17 protein-coding genes and 1 other RNA gene are annotated in these 20,145 nt (G+C 52.0%); 14 read left to right on the top strand and 4 right to left on the bottom strand.

Annotated elements, in window-relative coordinates:
• Positions 1-232: 232 nt before the first annotated feature.
• Positions 233-862, top strand: coding sequence for a ribonuclease H-like domain-containing protein (locus L3556_RS16090; protein ID WP_277868348.1), 630 nt, complete (start codon positions 233-235; stop codon positions 860-862).
• Here L3556_RS16090 and L3556_RS16095 read toward each other — a convergent pair.
• Together L3556_RS16095 and L3556_RS16100 are read right to left on the bottom strand one after the other, a co-directional pair.
• Positions 853-2,721 carry a tetratricopeptide repeat protein gene (locus L3556_RS16095; protein ID WP_277868349.1) on the bottom strand — a complete coding sequence of 623 codons (1,869 nt, stop codon included), beginning with the start codon at positions 2,719-2,721 and terminating at the stop codon, positions 853-855. The two genes, L3556_RS16090 and L3556_RS16095, sit on opposite strands and share 10 nt — an antisense overlap.
• 15 nt (positions 2,722-2,736) lie before the next feature.
• The gene (locus L3556_RS16100; protein ID WP_277868350.1) at positions 2,737-3,483 is read right to left on the bottom strand and encodes a Uma2 family endonuclease; all 747 of its coding nucleotides are present in this window, start codon (positions 3,481-3,483) and stop codon (positions 2,737-2,739) included.
• Between the two features lie 199 nt (positions 3,484-3,682).
• Between L3556_RS16100 and sat the strand changes: the two genes are divergently transcribed.
• From sat to L3556_RS16165, 13 genes are all read left to right on the top strand, one after another.
• Positions 3,683-4,858 (top strand): sulfate adenylyltransferase, encoded by a 1,176-nt coding sequence (gene sat / locus L3556_RS16105; protein WP_277868351.1) that lies wholly within the window; start codon positions 3,683-3,685, stop codon positions 4,856-4,858.
• 31 nt (positions 4,859-4,889) lie between these two features.
• Positions 4,890-5,570, top strand: coding sequence for a TVP38/TMEM64 family protein (locus L3556_RS16110; RefSeq protein WP_277868352.1), 681 nt, complete (start codon positions 4,890-4,892; stop codon positions 5,568-5,570).
• A 7-nt stretch (positions 5,571-5,577) separates the two neighbouring features.
• Positions 5,578-6,480, top strand: a complete 903-nt coding sequence (locus L3556_RS16115; RefSeq protein WP_277868353.1) for an S-methyl-5'-thioadenosine phosphorylase — start codon at positions 5,578-5,580, stop codon at positions 6,478-6,480.
• 40 nt (positions 6,481-6,520) lie between these two features.
• Positions 6,521-7,966: a circularly permuted type 2 ATP-grasp protein gene (locus L3556_RS16120; RefSeq protein ID WP_277868354.1), complete on the top strand. Its 1,446-nt coding sequence runs from the start codon at positions 6,521-6,523 to the stop codon at positions 7,964-7,966.
• A 37-nt stretch (positions 7,967-8,003) separates the two neighbouring features.
• Positions 8,004-8,417 (top strand): ChuX/HutX family heme-like substrate-binding protein, encoded by a 414-nt coding sequence (locus tag L3556_RS16125; RefSeq protein WP_277868355.1) that lies wholly within the window; start codon positions 8,004-8,006, stop codon positions 8,415-8,417.
• A gap of 96 nt (positions 8,418-8,513) precedes the next feature.
• Positions 8,514-8,877: RNase P RNA component class A (gene rnpB, locus L3556_RS16130), an RNA gene on the top strand.
• A 166-nt stretch (positions 8,878-9,043) separates the two neighbouring features.
• Entirely contained in the window at positions 9,044-12,352 is a 3,309-nt protein-coding gene (locus L3556_RS16135; protein WP_277868356.1) for a tubulin-like doman-containing protein, read from the top strand.
• A 114-nt stretch (positions 12,353-12,466) separates the two neighbouring features.
• Positions 12,467-12,601, top strand: coding sequence for a hypothetical protein (locus tag L3556_RS16140; protein WP_277868385.1), 135 nt, complete (start codon positions 12,467-12,469; stop codon positions 12,599-12,601).
• 23 nt (positions 12,602-12,624) lie between these two features.
• Positions 12,625-14,268: an MBL fold metallo-hydrolase gene (locus tag L3556_RS16145; RefSeq protein WP_277868357.1), complete on the top strand. Its 1,644-nt coding sequence runs from the start codon at positions 12,625-12,627 to the stop codon at positions 14,266-14,268.
• A 175-nt stretch (positions 14,269-14,443) separates the two neighbouring features.
• Positions 14,444-15,766 carry a BCD family MFS transporter gene (locus L3556_RS16150; protein ID WP_277868358.1) on the top strand — a complete coding sequence of 441 codons (1,323 nt, stop codon included), beginning with the start codon at positions 14,444-14,446 and terminating at the stop codon, positions 15,764-15,766.
• A gap of 64 nt (positions 15,767-15,830) precedes the next feature.
• A complete protein-coding gene (locus L3556_RS16155; protein ID WP_277868359.1) occupies positions 15,831-16,259 on the top strand; it encodes an LptA/OstA family protein in 429 nt (142 codons plus the stop codon).
• Positions 16,219-17,013 carry an LPS export ABC transporter ATP-binding protein gene (gene lptB, locus L3556_RS16160; protein ID WP_277868360.1) on the top strand — a complete coding sequence of 265 codons (795 nt, stop codon included), beginning with the start codon at positions 16,219-16,221 and terminating at the stop codon, positions 17,011-17,013. Before L3556_RS16155 ends, lptB begins: the two co-directional genes overlap by 41 nt.
• A gap of 1 nt (position 17,014) precedes the next feature.
• Positions 17,015-18,151 carry an LptF/LptG family permease gene (locus L3556_RS16165; RefSeq protein ID WP_277868361.1) on the top strand — a complete coding sequence of 379 codons (1,137 nt, stop codon included), beginning with the start codon at positions 17,015-17,017 and terminating at the stop codon, positions 18,149-18,151.
• Positions 18,152-18,174: 23 nt separating this feature from the next.
• On the opposite strand, the gene L3556_RS16170 is transcribed toward L3556_RS16165, so the two are convergent.
• A complete protein-coding gene (locus L3556_RS16170) occupies positions 18,175-19,107 on the bottom strand; it encodes a branched-chain amino acid ABC transporter permease (protein ID WP_277868362.1) in 933 nt (310 codons plus the stop codon).
• A gap of 400 nt (positions 19,108-19,507) precedes the next feature.
• Positions 19,508-20,068: a hypothetical protein gene (locus L3556_RS16175; protein WP_277868363.1), complete on the bottom strand. Its 561-nt coding sequence runs from the start codon at positions 20,066-20,068 to the stop codon at positions 19,508-19,510.
• Positions 20,069-20,145: the final 77 nt, after the last annotated feature.

A 20,145-nucleotide genomic window follows, 5' to 3' on the forward strand; every position in this document is an offset into this window, starting at 1 on the left:
TCAGTCTAATGCAGGAAAACGCCAAGGGTACTCGGTGGCCCCTATTGTGCCATACTCCCGCCCCTTAGATGGGGTAAATTAACTGGGTGCGGTTCTTCTGGGCGGTTGTTCCTTAGGGTGGGTATGGGAGACTTGAGTGATCCTCAACTAGATTTGTCCCCAACTCAGCCCCGACTTGTCCCCAGATTCAACCTGTTAAAGGCTCTCTTTTTCTTTTGTAGGACTTCAGTAAATGGATTTTCCCCTAGATATTTTTGATGGCGATCTTTCCAGTGCAGCCTTGGACACCTTCCTAGCTAGCGATCGCCTGGCCATTGATACGGAAACCATGGGACTGAACCCCGCCCGCGATCGCCTTTGTTTAGTGCAACTCTGTGATGTCCAGGGAAATGTTGCCGTGATTCGGGTCGTTCGTGGACAGAAGGAGGCCCCCCACCTGAAAACCTTACTGGAGCAGCCCAACTGTCTCAAGATTTTTCACTTTGCCCGCTTTGATCTGGCCACCCTGCGTCATCACCTGGGTATTCAGGTTGCCCCGGTATTCTGCACCAAGATTGCCAGTAAATTAGCCCGTACCTATAGTCCCCGCCATGGTCTCAAGGATTTAGTTTTGGATATTACCGGTGTTGAACTGGATAAATCTGCCCAAAGTTCTGACTGGGGAAATGCGACCAATCTCTCGGAGACCCAACTGCGTTATGCTGCCAATGATGTTCGCTACCTGATTCCCCTCCAGACAGAACTCACTGAAATGCTAGAGCGGGAAGGACGCTGGCCCCTGGCCCAGGATTGTTTTCAGGCCCTCTCGATCATGGTGAATTTGGATTTGGCAGGGTTTGACCGTATTTTTGATCATTCCTGATGCTCTTCTTGAGTCATTTCCCCTAGAACCGTCTTCACTTGGGCGATCGCCTCCGACCAATTGCCGCGATCGGGTTGACGAAATAACCGCGCCGTCGGATACCAGGGCGAATCTTGGCGATTCCATAACCACCGCCAATCGGAAACATGGGGCAATAGGATGAACACTGGCTTGGCGATCGCCCCGGCCAGGTGAGCCACCACCGTATCCACCGTAATCACCAGATCCAGTTGCTGAATTAATGCCGCCGTATCTGCCAAATCATTCAGGTAGGGGCTACAGTCCGTGATGCCCGCCGCCGCGAGTTGCTCAAGTTCCGCTGGCGATCGCTCCTTTTGTAAACTGTAGAATCTCACCCCCGGTATTTCCCCTAGGGCTAGAAATTCCTCCAAGGCGCAGGATCGTTTTGCCGCCGTTTTCGTAACTGTGCGACTGGCCCAAACCAGGCCAACGGTGCGATCGCCCTCTAAGGTTAAGGGAGACGGGGGGGGAGTCAGATACGGGACAGAGCTAGGAATGGTCTCTAGATCAATGCCTAAGTACTGGGGCAAGCTCAACAACGGACTATGGTAATCAAACTGGGGTAGATCATCCCCCGGTTCCAGAAGGGTGACACCAGCTAAACTCTGACACAGACGGGATAGGGCCGGATACCCTTCAAAGAGAACCCGCGCTCCGTTCTGGTGCAATATCGGTAAAAATCGGCAAAACTGAATACAGTCCCCTAAGCCCTGTTCAGCATAAACAAAAATGGTTTTTCCCGCTAAGTCCGATCCCTGCCAGCGGGGTTGGGGATACTGGCGCAATGGGGTGTCCCGATGCCAACGCCATTCGTACTCCCGCCAGCCTTGGTCAAAATCTCCCTGCAACAGCAACAACATGCCCCGATTCAGGCGCAGTTCCGCATCCGTGGGCAGGAGATGAATAGCTTGGTTGTAGTGCTCCAGGGCCGGGCCTAAGTCACCCATTTCAAACAAGGCCGTGGCTAGACCACTGTGGGCCATCCCATTCATGTGATCTAAACTCAGACAACGCTGATAGTGGGTAACGGCCCCTAGGAGATCATTTTCCGCTAAGCAGAGATGGCCCATTTGCAGGAGGGCTTGGGGGTGTTTGTTATTGCGGAGTAATACTTCCCCGTAGCGATCGCGGGCGGCGGTTAAATTCCCATGGCATTGTAGAGCATAGGCCAAATTGTAGTGGGCTGCTAATAATTCTGGGTTGGCCGTAATCGCTCCTTGAAATTCTGCAATGGCATCGGTAAGGCGGTTTAGCTCTAGATAGAGACTACCCAAATTGTTGTGGGCATCGGCATCCTCAGGGTTGAGATGGAGAGCCTGTTCATACCAGGCGATCGCTTCGCTGAGTTGACCTAACCCATGGAAACAAATCCCGAGGTTATACAATGCACTGACTAAATCAGGATTCCGGGCCAGGGCTGCCTGATAACTGGCGATCGCTTCGGGAAATTGCCCTAGGTCTAGATAGGCATTCCCTAAATTATTGTGGGCTTCGGCCCAGTCTTGATTCACCTCTAGGGCCCGTTGGTAATGCTCAATGGCTTCACCGGTACGGCCTTGATGGTGCAGGAGGAGGGCAAAACTATAATGGGCCGGGGCATACCAAGTATCCAGGGCGATCGCCTGCTCGTAGTATTTTCTCGCTTCCAATGGTGCCCCAACCTGCTCCGCCACCAATCCCAACAAATAAAATCCTTCTGCCTGGGGATTATTTTGCACAAAACGCTCCGCCAATTGACGCGCCGCAGTCCATTGCTCCTGCTGATACTGTTGCCAGGCTTGGTGAAGAAGGGAACGTTTCCGCCACATGGAGGTCAGCCCTAGGAGAAGTAAAGTCATGAACAAAGATTTAGATTATCCCAAAGTATTGGGATCAATACCCAGTTCTTCCAGCTTTTGCGCCAAGGCCTCAGCCCGCTGTTGCTCCCGCTCTGCCCGTTCCCGTTCCGTCTCCGCCTGCTCCGAACTCCAAAACAACAGATTTCCCTCCCTATCCCACCAACGTAGCCAAGTTATAGTTTGTCCCAACCGTTTCCCCTGCCAGGTGCCGAGAAAGAGATTCATCTCAGGGATCCAAAATCGTCCATGGGCATCGGCCGTTTTCAGATGGTATTGGTTTCCCTCTAATCGACGCAGTTCCAGACGCAGGGTATAGGGATCAAAAGTGACGTAGTTAGGAACCTTGAAGATTTGCTCATAGACATAGAGTTTGCCGTAGGGGGGGGTGGAACGGAGGGATAGTTCCCCATTGTCTTCATCGGAGAGGAATTCCATCACCACTGCCACAGGATCCCCTTCCAAATAGGGCGTATAACTGCGTCGCAACGTTCCAGGGATCACCGTTTGAACCTGGGGGACGTAGAGCCAGTCAGGGGCCTTAACCACGACGCGATTGTCCACCCTTGCCACCAAGGCAAAATTACTGGCAATGAGCATCTCTGGCTGAATGAATCCATAGGAACCCAGGGCTTCGGTTAGGGCCGCCGCCAGCAACGGTTGTTGAATATTTTCCACCGGCTCATCCGCGAGAACATAATCCTTCGGCAAGGACTCCCAGGTGACCAGTGGCGGCGATTGCACCGGATTAATTTGGAGTACCATTAAATTTTGCCCTCCATTGGAAATCCCATTGGAAATATATCGTCTTCTGGGATAGGGATGTTTCCCTTGAGGGCTAATCCCATCCCTTGACATTCATTCTAAACGGTCGCCAAGTGAAAAATCCGGGAAAAATACAGCTATGGATCGCGATCGCCCCAGGGGTAGGATAGAAAGTCGAGACCCAGTTCAGGAGTTTAAATTGAGTCAAGATGCCATTGCCCCCCACGGCGGTACATTAATTCATCGCATTGCCAATCCAGCCCAACGCCAAGAATTTCTGGATCAAGCCCACTTACTCCCTCGCTTAGTCCTAGATGAGCGGGCCGTTTCCGACTTGGAACTCATTGCCATTGGTGGCTTTAGTCCCCTCATTGGTTTCATGGGCCAGGCGGATTATCAACGGGTGGTCAAGGACATGCACCTTGCTAATGGGTTGCCCTGGTCAATTCCGGTGACGCTTTCGGTGCGCCAGGAGGAAGCCGCCCCCTTGCAACTGGGTCAGTTAGTCCGCTTGGATAATGCCCAGGGTAAATTTTTAGGGGTGTTAGAACTCACGGAAAAATATACCTACGACAAAACCGAAGAAGCCGGGTGCGTTTACTTAACTGAGGACGAAAAACACCCCGGTGTCAACGTCGTCTATCGCCAAGGGGATGTGAATCTGGCAGGGCCCATTTGGCTCCTAGAGCGGCATCCCCATCCCCAGTTTGGCCAATACTGCATTGATCCAGTGGATTCTCGCGCCCTCTTTCGGGAAAAGGGATGGCAAACCATTGTCGGATTTCAGACCCGGAACCCCATTCATCGCGCCCACGAATACATTCAAAAATGTGCCCTAGAAACGGTGGATGGCCTGTTTTTGCATCCCCTCGTCGGGGCCACCAAAGCCGATGATATTCCTGCGGATGTGCGGATGCGCTGCTATGAAATTATGTTGAACCATTACTTTCCCCAGGATCGGGTTATCTTAGCGATCAATCCGGCGGCCATGCGCTATGCCGGCCCCCGGGAAGCGATTTTCCATGCCCTATTGCGGAAAAACTACGGCTGCACCCACTTTATTGTGGGCCGGGATCATGCGGGCGTGGGTGACTATTACGGCACCTATGATGCCCAGCATATATTTGATCGGTTCCAACCAGGGGAACTGGGGATCACCCCGATGAAATTTGAACATGCCTTCTATTGCACCCGCACCCAATCCATGGCCACGAGTAAAACCAGTCCCAGTGGCCCCAGTGAGCGCATCCACCTATCGGGAACAAAGGTACGGGAAATGCTGCGCCGGGGTGAATTGCCTCCTCCCGAATTTTCACGGCCGGAAGTTGCCGCCGAATTGGCCCGGGCGATGGAGCAGCCGGCATTATCTAATTAAAGTTAATTGAAAGTGTGACCTAGAGCGTGTTTTGAAGGGACATTTGCTGAGAAATCCACGGGTTTGGTTAGGGGGGTTGATCCTTGCGGGTTTGGGCCTGGTGCTGGTGGGGCCCCTGCGTTGGTTATTTGACTATGGGGCCCTAGTCGAAGCCATTCGCAGTTGGGGCAATCAAGCGGTTATTCTCTTTGTTCTCCTCTTTGCCCTGACCACGAGTTTAGGGATTCCGGCGACCCTGTTTCCCATTGCCGGGGGGGCCATTTTCGGTCTGTTCTGGGGGAGCCTATGGTCACTGTTAGGGGCCACCTTGGGGGCGATCGCTGCCTTCGGGTTAGCGCGGTATCTTTTCCATGACTGGCTACAACGACGTTTGGGTCATCATCGATTTATGGAACGGTTTAATCAAGCTGTGGTTGCCAATCCATTTATTTTTGTGCTTGCCGTGCGGGTAACCCCCTTTTCCCCCTTTAGTATTGTTAATTTTCTCTTTGGTCTGACCCATATTCAAGCCTGGCACTACAGCCTAGCCACATTCATTGGTTTAATTCCCAGTATTGTGGTCTATACCTGGTTTGGGGTGGCCGGCGATCAGTTGCTCACCACTGGCAACCTACTGCCCTTGGTGGGGGCAAGCCTCAGCTTATTGGTACTTACCCTTTTACCCTTAATTTGGAAACGTTTTCGCAAACACAAGGTAAACACTCCGGATTAGCCAGATAATGGAACCGTTGATCCGGAAATTTACGATGACAGAGCAACCCAAAATTGGCATTATTGGTGGCAGTGGTTTGTATAAAATGGCGGCCCTGGAAAATATCCGCGAAGTTCCCATCGAGACTCCCTTTGGTTCCCCCTCCGATGCCTTTATTGTGGGTCACTTAGACGGTACCCCCGTGGCCTTTTTAGCTCGCCATGGCCGGAATCATCACCTCCTACCCACGGAAATTCCCTTTCGGGCTAATATTTATGGCTTTAAGTCCTTAGGTGTGGAATACTTAATTTCTGCCTCAGCGGTTGGCTCCCTCAAAGAAGAAGTGAAACCCCTAGATATGGTGGTGCCGGATCAGTTTATCGATCGCACCCGGAATCGTATTTCCACCTTTTTTGGCGAGGGAATTGTCGCCCATATTGGTTTTGCTAATCCCATTTGCCCCGGACTCGCGGAGGTTTTAGCCACGGCGATCGCCGAACTTAATCTACCGGATGTGAATCTCCACCCCCAGGGAACCTATATCTGTATGGAAGGGCCTGCCTTTTCCACCTTGGCCGAGTCCCATCTCTATCGCAGTTGGGGCGGAACCATTATCGGCATGACGAACTTACCGGAAGCAAAACTGGCCCGAGAGGCGGAAATAGCCTATGCTACTCTGGCCCTCGTCACCGATTACGACTGCTGGCATCCCCAACACGAAACCGTCACCGTTGAGATGATTGTCGGCAACCTCCAGCGCAATGTCAGTAATGCCCAAACCATTATTCGTACTGCGGTCAAGGCTCTGACGGAGAATCCTCCCCCATCCAAAGCCCATGGAGCCCTGAAAAACGCGATTATGACCCCCCTAGATCAGGTTCCTGCCGCCACCAAAGAGAAATTGGGCCTGTTGTTAGCCAAATATCTCTAGTACCCTAATACATAACCTGTGGTTCATCGGCGAGGTGAAGGTGAAGTTTCAGCAATACGATCCGGAACACTTTTTTGACGAATGGTTTCTTGAGCCAGGCGTTCCCCGCCCCATTGTTGACCCCTTGATTAGCCGGATTCGCGCCCTGCCAGAGGGAGAACTCCAGCGGCGACAGCGGACGGCCCAACAGGCGATGCTGGATATTGGTGCTACGTTCAATGTCTATGGCGAAGAAGAAGGGGCCGAGCGGGTCATGCCCTTTGATGTGATTCCTCGGGTGATTCCCCATCAGGAATGGCAACGGTTAGAAGCAGGTCTGAAGCAGCGCATCCATGCCCTCAATTTATTTATTGCCGATGTCTATGGTGATCAAAAGATCATTCACGATGGCATTATTCCCCGAGAACTGATTGAATCGGCCAAGGGCTATTTACCACCCTGTATGGGGATTAAGCCCCCTGCGGGAATCTGGTGTCATGTCACCGGTACGGATCTGGTACGGGATGAGCAGGGCCAGTGGTACGTCCTAGAGGATAACCTGCGGTGTCCCTCTGGTATTTCCTACGTGCTAGAAAATCGGCGGGTGATGAAAAGCACCTTTCCCCTAGTATTTAAGCAAATGGAAATTCAACCGGTGGATGAATACCCCAGCCATCTGTTGGAGACCCTTCTGACGCTGGCATCCCCTGGATTGCCCGATGCAACGGTGGTCGTCCTGACCCCGGGCCTCTATAACTCGGCCTATTTTGAGCATTCCTTTCTGGCCCAGCAGATGGGAGTGACCCTGGTGGAGGGGCGAGATCTCGTCGTGGTCGATGGCTATGTGCAAATGCGAACCACCAAGGGACTGAAGCGGGTGGATGTGATCTATCGGCGTATTGATGATGATTTCATTGATCCGGCAGTCTTTTGTCCCGATTCGATGCTGGGGGTGAGGGGATTAACGGAAGTGTACCGCAATGGGCGGGTGGCGATCGCCAATGCCCTGGGAACGGGGGTTGCCGATGACAAGGTGATTTACGCCTATGTGCCCCAGATGATCAACTACTACCTGGGGGAAGAGATGCTCCTGCCCAATGTGCCCACCTACCTCTGTTGGGAACCGGATCAACTGGAGTATGTCCTCGATCACCTCGAAGAACTAGTGGTGAAGGCCGCCAATGAATCCGGGGGCTATGGCATGTTAATGGGAACCCAATCCACCCCAGAGCAACGGGCCGACTTTGCCGAACGGATTAAGGCCAATCCCCGCAACTATATTGCCCAACCCACCCTATGTCTCTCCCGTGTGCCCACCCTGATGGGCGATGAATTTGTCGGCTGCCATGTGGACTTACGGCCCTACGTCCTCTACGGTGAAGATATTTATGTTCATCCCGGTGGTTTAACCCGTGTCGCCATGAAACGGGGGTCTCTGGTGGTGAACTCATCCCAGGGGGGAGGCAGTAAGGATACCTGGGTACTGTGCCAGGAAGATCAATGCTAATCGGTGCTAACGAAGTACTAGCTATGGGTATGAATGTATGGATTTGACTGAACCATCCCTCACCAAACTCACGGAATTTTTGGCGGACTGCGGGGCCCTAGGCTTACTTCGCCTCGTTGTTACCAATGATACAGCGGTGTTAGAAGTCCAATCTCCCCTGGAAAACGTCTTTTATGCGGATCTAGCCAAGGGCCACTACGCAAATATGCACGCTGAGGCCTTTGAGTTTCATTTGAACCTCAACCAAATCAGCACGATTCGCTTTGAGTCGGGCCAGGCAAAGCGGGGCAATTTTTCAACCTATGCCATTCGTTTTTTAACCACCGATGGTAAATCGGCCCTGAGTGCCTTTTTGCAGTGGGGTAAACCGGGGGAATACGAAGAGGGCAAAGTTGATGCCTGGCAGGCCTTGCGGCAAAAGTATGGCGAAGAATGGAAAATTCAGGGGTAGGGTTTCTGGGGATAACCGGGGAAAAATCTCTGGGGCCCGTCTTCTGACCGCCCCCTAGAATCCTGCGAACAATTTTAGCTATGATTGACCCAGGAAAGAGTGAGCGAGGTGGTTGCGGGAAGGTATCTTCCTGAGGAAAGTCCGGGCTTCCTAAAGATCAGACTTGCTGGGTAACGCCCAGTGCGCGTGAGCGTGAGGATAGTGCCACAGAAACATACCGCCGATGGAGGGAAACCTCACAGGTAAGGGTGCAAAGGTGCGGTAAGAGCGTACCAGCAACATCGAGAGGTGTTGGCTCGGTAAACCCCGGTCGGAAGCAAGGTCACGAGGGGCGAAGGGTTGATCTTTTTCCCCGTCCCGTTAGCGAGAACCGCTTGAGGCATCTGGTAACAGGTGTCCCAGACAGATAACGACCCTCTGGCAACAGAGAACAGAACCCGGCTTATGTCTCACTCTTTCCTTTTTTTATAGCTGTCGCCTGTTTCTTGAGGATATTGCGGATAAGGGGGGTGTGGGGGCTTCGCCCCCAGCCGCCCCCAGCTAGGGGTGGCACCCCTGCACCTCGTCCTAAACTAGGTAACGATGGCTATAATTTCTAAGACCCCGCCGACGAGGAGGCAATTTCTATGGCAGGCCAAGTCGAAGAAAAGTCCATTGTGCCAACGGTCTTAGTTGGGATTGGTGGCACGGGAACGGAGGTACTGTCACGGGTGCGTCGCTTGGTGGAAGAGACCTATGGCAGTCTCAAATATTTTCCGGTGCTCTCCTTTCTCACCATTGATACCGATCGCGACTATAAGGTTAGCAATCCCTTGGCGGCGGGTTCTCCCTTTAAGGACAATGAAAAGCACTGGGCCAGTGTCAGCGGCAAGAATGTCCAGCAAATCATTCAAAACATGGACAATTATCCCTGGATTGCCTCCTGGTTTCCCAAGGAATTGGAGCGGAATATTACCGCCCTCGAAGCAGGAGCGGGACAAATTCGTGCCTGTGGTCGCTTTGCTTTTTTCTGTAATTACCATGCCATTGCCCAAAAGTTTCAGGCGGCCTGCGATCGCGTCAAGGGCCACGAAACCCTAATGCAAAACCGCTATGGCTTAAAGGTAAATACCAGTAGCCTGAATGTTTTTGTCACCGGGTCAATTTCCGGGGGAACCGGCAGTGGTATGTTTATTGACCTGGGCTATTGTGTCCGCCATTGGCTCAAGGGGCAGTCCAGCCCCCTAGTCACGGGAATTGTGCCCATGCCCAATGCCTTTGCGGGAATTAGTGTGGGCGATCGCGTGTTGGCCAATGGCTATGCCGCCCTGATTGAACTCAGCTATTTCTCCGACTATCGCACCGAATATACCGCCCAGTTTAGTAATAGTTTAGGGGATGAAATTCGCTACAACACTGCCCCCTTTGACTTTAGCTACTTGGTGGGCACGAAAAATGGGGAGAGCGAGTTTAAGCTGGATCAAATTCGGGAAATGATTGCCCAAAATATTTTCCTGGATCTCACCTCAGACTTTGCCCCCCACAAGCGATCGATTCGGGACAATATTAAAGCGGCCTGGGCCGCCCAAGATGCCGGTGGCCGCGGCTATCCGAAAAACTTCATGGCCTTTGGCCTATCCACGGTGGAAATTCCCATTGCCCAAATCCGGGCCTCCCTCAGCTATCGCCTGGCCAAGGACTTTATGGATTGGTGGCTAAACGAGGCCGTGCAATTACCACCGCAAATGATGGAACTGGCGCAAACAATCCTGAAACCCATGAATTTAATGGATATGGATTTAATTCTGGCCTTGGCGGCGGCGGGCGATCGCCCCTATATGCAGGAAATTTCCCGTTGGGTGAATGATCTGCGGAATCAGATCACCAGTCAAAACCTCTTGCAATGCACCCAGCAGGGGGTTGGCGGCATGATGTCCTCAGAAAAAGGGAAAATTTTGCAATTTTTACCCTGGCTCAAGGATCAGGTCGATAACTACAAAGCAGCCCATTTACGGGAATTGAGTCCCGATGAACGGCTCCATGGCGACTTCTTGCAGCGGATGTACGATAATCGCAACCAAATTATCCAGCGGGGTCGTCAAGCCCTAGAGGATGAGTTCTATCGAATCCTAGACGATCGCAATCGGGGCCTCAAATTTGCCAATGCCTTTATTATCCAAATTCGCCAAATCTTCACCAGTCAAGGAGAAAAATACCGCCGCGAAATGGAGCAAACCTGGCAGCCCAATGAAAATAATCGCCAACGCCAGTACGAAAATGCCCTAGAGGATATTAACCATTTCCTTAACCTTTTTGGCCTGTCCAAGCAGGAAAAAATGGAGCAGTTTAAGGAACAGGCCCTTGAGGGCATTGAAGGCAGCTTTATGGCCACCATTCAACGCAAGGCCCGCGCCCTCGCCTTGGAAGTCATGACTCGTCTAGAGGAGCATTTACAACTCCTGGAAACCCGTTTAGCCCGCCTCACCCAAAAATTGGTGCAAACCCGGGATTATTTCAAAGTCTTGGCCGATGACCAAGCCGATAGTGCCGATGCCTTGCGGATCAATGGCTTGAAACTCTACGATCGCCAGGAGTTGAATGGCCTCTACCAAGATCTGATAGAACGTCTAGCGGGGGGAAGCGCCGGCGCTGCCAGTACCTATGACCTTGGCTTAAACCAGGTTTGTACAACGGCCTCCAGTCAAATTCTCCAGGAAGCCAGTCCCCTCTGGAAGGAAAATCGGGCCGCCGATGAAGTGATGCGTCTCTTTGATCTGGCCCAATTATCCGATGTCCAGGAAGGTGATTTCCGGGAGATTATTGCCGAAACCCTCCATAAAGTCGTTGACAATGCTCCGGAAGAAAGTCGCTTGAATAAAGAACTCACCGCCTGCGATCGCCTCTATGAGTTTTACCGCAATGACGAAGCCGAAATTCTCAGTAATTTGCGCCTAGCCTATCAAAAATCCAAACCCCTCCTGCTCCTTTCCCAGGCGGTGATGAGTGGCCAAGATGCGGGCTTTACCCCTTCGGTGAATACCAATATTGCCATTGTCGGTGGTGAAAATGCCTCGGATTTGGCCGCCAAGAAACTGCTCCCCCTCCTGAAAGGCCTGGTTAAACCCAGTGGTCAGAGCGTCACCAATGATGATATTAAACCCCTGGGCGATCGGGAGCGGCATCGGATTGTTTTTGTCCAGGAAATGGGGGGCTTTTCCCTGCGCTGTATTGAAGGAATGCCCGAATTGCGGCAGTCCTACCAGGATTGGCGGGGGCAAATGATTACCGCCAAACGGGCGCGGCTGCGGGGGGAAAACCGAGATTTACCGATTCCGGTGCATATTCAAAAGGATCCGCCCTTCTGGGATGTGTTTCCCGAGAATCCACAGATTTTCCAGCTTGTGATCAAGGCTCGCGCCCTGGATGTATTAAAGTTCCAGGAAAATAAAGCGACCCGGGAACATACCATTCGCTATACCCGCACCACTGCCATTGGTCTGGAAAATGTGGACATTGCCTCCAACTGGGAAGATGTCACCCAGGTGTTAGAGGTGCAGGCTTGTCGCCCCGATCGCGAGGAAATTGAGCGGCAAGTCACGGTGATTTTACAGGCCGCCGAAACCGCCGAGCAAAAGAATGGCCTGTATAACCATCTCATTGCCTATCTGCAAACACGGGAAACTGAACTGGCCAAGGCTGGCGGCCGGGATAGCCTGGACTACAAACGGGAAGCCACCATTCTCCAAGGGGTGATTGAAACCTATAAATTACACCAACAGAAACCGACGGTTGAATCCCCAGAACTGTCTGCTCCTCCTGCCCCATCCCCTCCGGTCGAACCCCAAGAGGCGAGTTCGGGGTTAGGGGAACTGGAAAAACTCATGAAGATGAAGCAGGCGGGCTATTTAAGCGATGAAGAGTTTCAAGCAGCTAAACGAAAACTCTTAGATTTATAAATGGCTATTTCAAAAATCCCTATTTCAAATTGGGGTGTCAGGATCCTTTCTGGTGAGATTGCCCAAAAAAAGGCAGAATACTAACTATCGGCCCGTAAGAGAAGGAGCTTCAGCGTGGATATTGCCATTAATGTCAAGTCTATTTTAATTGCTATTACCCCAGTTTTTATTATTCTCTGCCTGGTATTTGGTACCCAGAATGGCTTTTATGACACGGACAACTACCATGGCAACGGCTCTGCCCACTAGGGGTCAACGGGTATTGTGCTCCGGTGATCATCGAATCTCTCAACTATGGCGTAGGTCAGGGTGATGAGGGAGTCTGCCTCAGTCTATCCCTGGGCCCCTATCGTATTCTTTTAGACTGTGGCCTATCGGATATCAGTTCCCTCAAGGCTGACGGGCTGGGGGATGGCCCCATGGATTTTGTATTTTGTAGCCATGCCCATGGGGATCATGCCCGCGGACTCCTAGACCTCCATCGTGCTTTTCCCCGGTTGCCGGTCTATGCCAGCGAGGTGACGACCCATCTGTTGCCCCTCAACTGGCCAGAGGTGGATCCTATCCCGGCCTTTTGTCGGGCCCTACCCTGGCGATCGCCCATTGAATTTCGCGACGGACTGACAGCGGAACTCTTTCCAGCGGGTCATTTGCCCGGGGCTGCCGCCTGTTTAATTACCTACGAAAATCCATCGGGGGATCAGGCCAGTGTTCTGTATACCGGCGACTTTTTTCTTTCTAATACCCGTTTTGCCGATGGCCTACCCCTAGCCGATGTGCGGGGACTTCAGCCCGATGTTTTAATTATGGAGGCTAGTTTAGGAACGGCCCGCCATCCCCATCGTCGTCAACAGGAAAATCAACTGGCCGATCGCATCCATCAGGCCATTATCCAGGGATATAACATTGTTCTGCCCCTACCTGCCCTAGGCATTGCCCAGGAAATTTTAATTTTGCTGCGGAGCCATCACCGCTTTACGGGGCAAGATTTAGATATTTGGGTGGGGCCGGCCATCGCCCAGGCCTGTAATGCCTATTTAGCAGTTTTACCCCACTTGCCCACCGCCATTCAAAACTTTGCCCAACACCAATCTCCCTTTTGGGATCAACGGGTACGGCCACGGGTTCAACCCCTACCCCAGCCCGATCAATTTCCTGATCCTTCTGCCATTCCCCATATTATTTTGGCCGATCAGGATCAGGTGCTTGACCCCTACCTGAAAAAGGGCGATCGCCCCTGGCTGATCCTCTATCCCCGCCTCCTCTACGGCCATGACACCCAACCGGAAGAATTTATCCCCAAGGGCAACCTTGATACGGAACGCCCCATTGAAGCCGAATCCTTTTTGTTGTCCCTTCACTCCGATGGCCCCGCCACCACCCAACTGATCCATAATATTCGCCCCCAGCACGTCGTCCTCATCCATGGCAACCCCAACTATCTGACGGATCTGGCCAGCTTGAATGAACTGAGTAATCGCTATCATTTGCATACCCCCACCCCCGGCTCCCGGATTGAAATGCCCCTGGGTCAGCTATCGATTACGGCACCCACCACCCTGGTCAATACGGCCTACGAAGGAGATGTCCTAGAGTGGGGCGATCGCGCCGTGGTTAGTTTACCCCTAGAAATTATTACCGATGCCCGTTGGCGACGCTTGGCCGATACTGGATTTATTCTCGCGTCCTGGCAGGGGGAACAGTTGGTTTTACGGGGAATGACCGCAAAGGAGGTTTTAAGCACCTCAGCCGAGATTATTGCTGCCGAAAAGGACTGTTGCTACTCCTGTCAGTTTTATCGGGGTCAACGTTGCTGGAATCAGTTATCCCCCCTCTATAATTTCAAAGTTGCCCCGGAAGGCTATTGCCCTAGTTTTGAGCGGATCGAAGCTACACCGGAACCGTCAGAAGATTAAACTAAATTTAGCCATTTAATCACAAGCTTACGTACAAACGTTACAAACGTCCCAGACTTAGAAACCATAAAACTCACCCATAAAAAAGAGATGCGATCGCCCATGTCAGTTAGCCCACCCCCCCTCCCCCCTGTGGATTATGTTCCGTTTGGGCCTCTTTCAAATGGGCCTGGGAATGATGTCAATTTTGACCCTAGGGGTATTAAATCGGGTCATGATTAAGGAGCTAGTGCTACCGGCAACCCTGGTGACCCTGACCATTGCCATGCACCAGTTTGTCTCCCCGGTACGGGTTTGGTTTGGTCAAATGTCCGATGCCCGACCGATTCGGGGCTACCATCGCACCGGCTATGTGTGGTTAGGGGCAACGGCCTTTTGTCTCACCTCCTTTTCCATTGTCCAAGTCATTTGGCAACTGGGAGAGAGTTTTAATCTCCATGGTTGGAGTCTGGGTACCCAGCTATGGCTCGGCCTCCTCGGTCTCATGTTTGCCTGCTATGGCATCTTTGTCAGTGCCAGTTCCACCCCCTTTGCGGCTCTCTTGGTAGATGTCTCCGAAGAGGAAAACCGGGGGCAGTTGGTGGCCATTGTTTGGTCAATGTTAACGGTGGGAATCGTCCTCGGAGCCATTATCAGCGGTGTCCTGCTGGGTGAATTGGAGCTAGATACCCCCCTAGACCTCCTCCGCAGCAGTATTAATCAACTTTTTTTAGTGGTACTCACGATTGTTTTAGGCTTGGCGGTGGTGGGAACCGCTGGCATTGAGGGCAAATATTCCCGCTATAGCATTCGGGCAAACCTGAGAAGTGATCAAGAGCCAATTACCCTGGGCCGGGCCCTAAAAATCCTCACGGCCAATTCCCAAACCTGGATATTTTTTGTGTTCCTCATTGCCATGACCATTAGCCTGTTTATTCAAGAGCCGGTCTTAGAACCCTACGGCGGCGAAGTCTTTGGCATGGCCATTGGCGAAACCACCCGCTTGAATGCTTATTGGGGGATGGGAACCCTGGCGGGACTCAGTTTGACCGGCTTTTTGATCGTGCCCCGCATTGGTAAAATTGCCACGACTCGCTATGGTTGCATGGGGGTTGCAGCCAGCTTCGCCCTACTCCTCTTTGCCGGATTTACGGGCCAGCCCTTGCTCTTTAAGATCGAGTTATTTATATTTGGCATTGCGGCGGGAGTCACCACCACCGGTGCCCTCAGCTTGATGCTAGATTTGACTGCGGCAGAAACGGCGGGAACCTTTATTGGGGCCTGGGGGCTGGCCCAGGCGATCGCCCGTGGTTCCGCCACCGTTTTGGGGGGAGCCGTCCTGGATCTGGGTCGCCAACTCTTTGATACGCCAATGATGGCCTACGGAACCGTTTTTTGCCTACCGATTATAGGCATGACCCTGGCCGTATGGTTATTGCGGCGAGTGGATGTCTCTCAGTTTAAGGAGCAATCCCAACAGGCGATCGCCCAAGTCCTCGCCGAAGACCTAGATACTTAATCACTTTTAAGGATATATTACCTTCCATAGACTAGGATAGTAGCGTTAGCCATGGGTGCGGAGAATGGCCATACGGCAAATTGGATTGGGGTTAGTGGTGGGTCTCAGCTTGGCGATCGCCCCTGGGGCGGTCAGAATTGCCGGTTCCCAAAATCCATCCCAGCAGGCGGTCACTATTTTGGCCGATGTGCAACAGGCCAATGCCATTACTGGCGTGATTACGGCACGGGGGAATGTGCAAATTCGTTACCCGGCCCGGCAAATGCAAGCCACCGCGGCCCAAGCCCAATATTTCAGCCGTGAAGGGCGCATTGTTTTAAGTGGGAATGTATATGTCCTCCAACAGGGAAATAGCCTCCGTGCTGATACCATTACCTATCTGATCAATGAAGAAAAGTTTGTGGCTACCCCAAATGCCAGTCGCCAAGTAGAATCGATTTTGATGATTCCTGATGACCCTAACCGACAAATTGCCCCAGTCCTCCAGCCCTAATTCTGCGACTGTCACCAGTACGCCGACTAAAATTTCCCTTGAAGATGTCCGTAAAGCCTACGGTTCTCGCATCGTTGTCGATCATATTAGCCTCTCAGTCAGTCGCGGCGAAATTGTTGGCCTATTGGGCCCCAATGGGGCCGGCAAAACCACCACCTTTTATATGGCGACGGGGATTGAAAAGCCCGATCGCGGCCGGGTGTGGCTCGACGATCGCAACATTACCACCTTGCCCATGCACCGCCGCGCCCGCCTAGGGTTGGGATATTTAGCCCAGGAACCCAGTATTTTTCGCCATTTGACCGTTAAGGAAAATATTTTGCTGGTGCTGGAGCAAACCGGGGTTCCCCGCCATACCTGGGGCGATCGCCTCGATAAACTACTCCGGGAATTTCGTTTGACCGATATTGCGAATACCCTAGGCTTGCGGGTGTCTGGGGGAGAACGTCGCCGCACCGAATTAGCCCGCTCCCTGGCAGCAGGCAAAGATGGGCCCAGTTTCCTCTTCCTAGATGAACCCTTTGCCGGTGTCGATCCCATTGCCGTTCAGGATATTCAAGATGTGATTGCCCAACTCCGCGATCGCCAGATGGGAATCTTAATTACCGATCACAATGTCAGGGAAACCCTGGCAATTATTGACCGAGCCTATATCCTCCGGGATGGCCGCATCCTCGCTGCCGGTACTGGTGAAGAATTGGCCGCCGATCCCCTAGTGCGCCAGTATTATCTCGGCGAAGATTTTCGTTTTTAGGATGGCACGGCTAGTTTGGCGACGGTTTCCTTGGCCCTGGGTGACGCTCATCGATCGCTATCTGTGGTGGAGCCTTTTACCCAGTTTTATCTTTGCCGCCGCTGTCTTCACGGCCCTGGCCCTATCCGTGGGAACCGTCTTCGATCTGGTGCGCCAGGTAGCGGAGGCGCAAATGCCCTTCTCCCTAGTCCTGAGAATCATTTGGCTTCAGTTACCCTACGTGTTAACCCTCGTCTTTCCCATGGCCATCCTGCTGGCGGTCTTGAGTACGATGGGTCGTCTAGTGGAGGATGGGGAATGGACGGCCCTGCGGAGTGTGGGCATCAGTCTCTATCGGCTACTCATACCCCTGATCCTTTTTGCCCTTCTCGTCAGTGGTATAACGGCTCTTTTGAATGAAACCTGGGTTCCCCTGGCTCGCTACCAATCGGAGCAACTCATGGCAAGTTTTTTGCGCCAGGAAAATTTTGTTGCCCCTGCGGACGATATTTTTTATCCCGAATATGGCCCCAACAATACCGTCAGGCGACTGTACTATGCCCGTCGGTTTGATGGCCTAAATATGCAGGGCTTAACGGTTCTCGATTTTTCCCAACCGGATCTGACCCAGGTGATCAATGCCGAGTCAGCCCAATGGAATAGTCAAGCCCATACCTGGCGAATTTCCAATGGAATTGTCTATCTCATTTCCCAATTAGGGGATGTGCGGGATACGCTCCAGTTTGAACAGCAACAACTAACGATTCCCCGTCCGTCCCAAACAACAGATCTATTGCTGACGGAAATCCGCGAACTATCCATTGTCCAGACCCGCCGCGCCCTCAAAAAAGCCATCGATCAGCGGGATCGGGAATTACAGCGGGCCCTAAATGTCCACCTGCAACAATCCTATGCTCAACCCTTTTTAGCCGTTGTATTTGCGTTGATGGGCGTTGGTTTTGGTCTCAGTCAACGGCAACGGCTGGGCCGCCAAGGCTTTGGTTTAGGGGTGGGGGTTATCTTTGGCCAATATGTGTTGACCTATCTAACGGCGGCCATGGGAATGATTGGCTGGTTAACTCCCCTTCTATCCGCTTGGCTGCCCCATGGCATTGGCATTGGCGTGGCGACCCTACTGATTGTGCGCGTAAATCGCTAAATTAAACTTTGCCTAAACGTTAACTAAACTTTTTCGATGATTTTCCGGCCCATGAGTCCCTGGGGACGGATTAATAGGGTCATAAATAAAATTCCAAAGGCGATCGCATCCCGAAAACCGGAGAGTTGGGATGGCACCATAGCTTCAGCGATACCAATCAAAAAGCCTGCCAAAACTGCGCCGGGAACGCTGCCCAAGCCGCCCAAGACAATCACGGCCAACCCCTTTAGGCCAAAGATCATGCCAAACTGGGGCCCGGTAATACTCACACTGGAGGCCACTAAGGTTCCGGCTACTGCGGCCAAAAAGCTACTGATAAAAAACGTCACCATAATCATGCGATCGCCGGGGATCCCCAACAAACTGGCGGTAATTGGATTTTCTGCCACCGCCTGCATCGCCTTTCCCATGAATGTGTACTGGATCCAATAGGTGAGGAGGGCAACCAGAAAAATGGATACGAGAAAAATCACCAATTGGGCCGTCCGTAGGGTTACTTCTCCCAAGGCGATCGTTGCCGGTAAATCGCCATAGAGCCGATCCGGATAGGTATAAATTTCCGCCCCCACTAAATACTGAATGAAACTGGTCAGGGCCACCGCCACCCCCAAACTGGACACCACCGTCAGGAGACTATCGGCCTGCCGTTTCCGCAAGGGCCGAAAGGCCACCCCCTCGATCGCCACCCCAAGGCATCCGGTCAGGAGGCCACTCACTAGCAAGGCCCAGAAAAAGGGCAAGGAAAAAGGCAACTGACCATGGGCCAACAGACCATTAAAGCCAAAGCGTCCCCCCAACAGGGCATAGGTTAAATAGGCACCAACGGCAAACATGGCCCCATGGGCAAAATTAATCATTCCCAAAATGGAGAATACCAGGGTATAGCCGAGGGCAAAAATGCCATAAACACTGCCAATGGATAGCCCATTGAGGATAATTTGGAGACTATTGGCCATGACTCAAATCCCTTGTTACCTGAGAACCCGATCCTGCTCAGGCTACCATTCAATGAAACATCCAAGACCCAATGGAGTTGATTTTCAATCCCCCAATGACTACATACACAATTGGCGAAACGCTCAACATCACCGTCAAGCTAAGCGATTCTGACTGGCCCACGCACTGACCATGTATGGCCCCTTTTTTGCCGTTTTGTTCATAGGTAACGTCGAACCGTCTTGCCATCAATGTCGATGATTGCGCCATTATTGACTTCTTTGCTGCTCTTGAATCCTCTAGGCTCTGGAAATGTTCTAGCAGGCTTGATGACGATTAGGTGACTTGGGTCATGGCGTGCTATGTAAGCTTATACTTCCAGATTTACTACTTTGGGTATGGGTTTGCCCTGCAAAAAATCTAGACGATCCAATCAACTTCAAAATCCTTAATGTCTGCCAGATCCTCTGGATCCGTGACAATGACAGGACGCTCCGCGTTCCGTGAATCCAGTTGAATATAGGTGCGCTTACCGCCAGTGAGAGTCGCTTTGCTGCCAGAGAGAGTGGATTTGCCATTGGAGATGGTGGTTTTTTCAATCCGGATACTCTCCTTGAGGGCATTGGGGTTGAGGTGGTGAACTAAAAAGTCCACCGTTTCCTTTTTCACCCAACCATTCAAAACGGCTAAGGAGCCAAATCGATAGCTGGTTTGCCACTGTTCTCGGAGAATGGCATTAATCTGATCATCAGACAGTAATCCGGCTCGCTTCAAATAGTACCCTAGGGGCTGATTGGGCGTGGCTTTGACAATTAAGGGCCATTCATCGGCGAAGAAGTCAATGGTTTCTTCCTTGAGCCAGCCGTGCAGGACAATGATTTCGCCAAAACGCATTCCTTGGTAGATCTGTTGCTCAGTTAAAATAACGTCAATTTGCCCTGAGTGGAGCAATCCTGCATTGCATAAAAGAGTGCCGATCATGACTTAAGATTAGCCTATATATTTTTTGTCAAATGAAATGAAAAGTACTTGGGAACCTTTAGATATATTTATGGATT

Origin of the sequence: Candidatus Synechococcus calcipolaris G9, assembly GCF_029582805.1 — a bacterium.
Lineage (GTDB): Bacteria > Cyanobacteriota > Cyanobacteriia > Thermosynechococcales > Thermosynechococcaceae > Synechococcus_F > Synechococcus_F calcipolaris.

Coding starts and splice junctions, on each gene's coding strand:
- L3556_RS16175 (WP_277868363.1), bottom strand. CDS start 20,068: ATGATCGGCACTCTTTTATGCAATGCAGGATTGCTCCACTCAGGGCAA.
- L3556_RS16155 (WP_277868359.1), top strand. CDS start 15,831: ATGGCCATACGGCAAATTGGATTGGGGTTAGTGGTGGGTCTCAGCTTG.
- L3556_RS16170 (WP_277868362.1), bottom strand. CDS start 19,107: ATGGCCAATAGTCTCCAAATTATCCTCAATGGGCTATCCATTGGCAGT.
- L3556_RS16115 (WP_277868353.1), top strand. CDS start 5,578: ATGGAACCGTTGATCCGGAAATTTACGATGACAGAGCAACCCAAAATT.
- L3556_RS16090 (WP_277868348.1), top strand. CDS start 233: ATGGATTTTCCCCTAGATATTTTTGATGGCGATCTTTCCAGTGCAGCC.
- L3556_RS16125 (WP_277868355.1), top strand. CDS start 8,004: ATGGATTTGACTGAACCATCCCTCACCAAACTCACGGAATTTTTGGCG.
- lptB (WP_277868360.1), top strand. CDS start 16,219: ATGACCCTAACCGACAAATTGCCCCAGTCCTCCAGCCCTAATTCTGCG.
- L3556_RS16100 (WP_277868350.1), bottom strand. CDS start 3,483: ATGGTACTCCAAATTAATCCGGTGCAATCGCCGCCACTGGTCACCTGG.
- L3556_RS16165 (WP_277868361.1), top strand. CDS start 17,015: ATGGCACGGCTAGTTTGGCGACGGTTTCCTTGGCCCTGGGTGACGCTC.
- L3556_RS16095 (WP_277868349.1), bottom strand. CDS start 2,721: ATGACTTTACTTCTCCTAGGGCTGACCTCCATGTGGCGGAAACGTTCC.
- L3556_RS16150 (WP_277868358.1), top strand. CDS start 14,444: ATGATGTCAATTTTGACCCTAGGGGTATTAAATCGGGTCATGATTAAG.
- L3556_RS16135 (WP_277868356.1), top strand. CDS start 9,044: ATGGCAGGCCAAGTCGAAGAAAAGTCCATTGTGCCAACGGTCTTAGTT.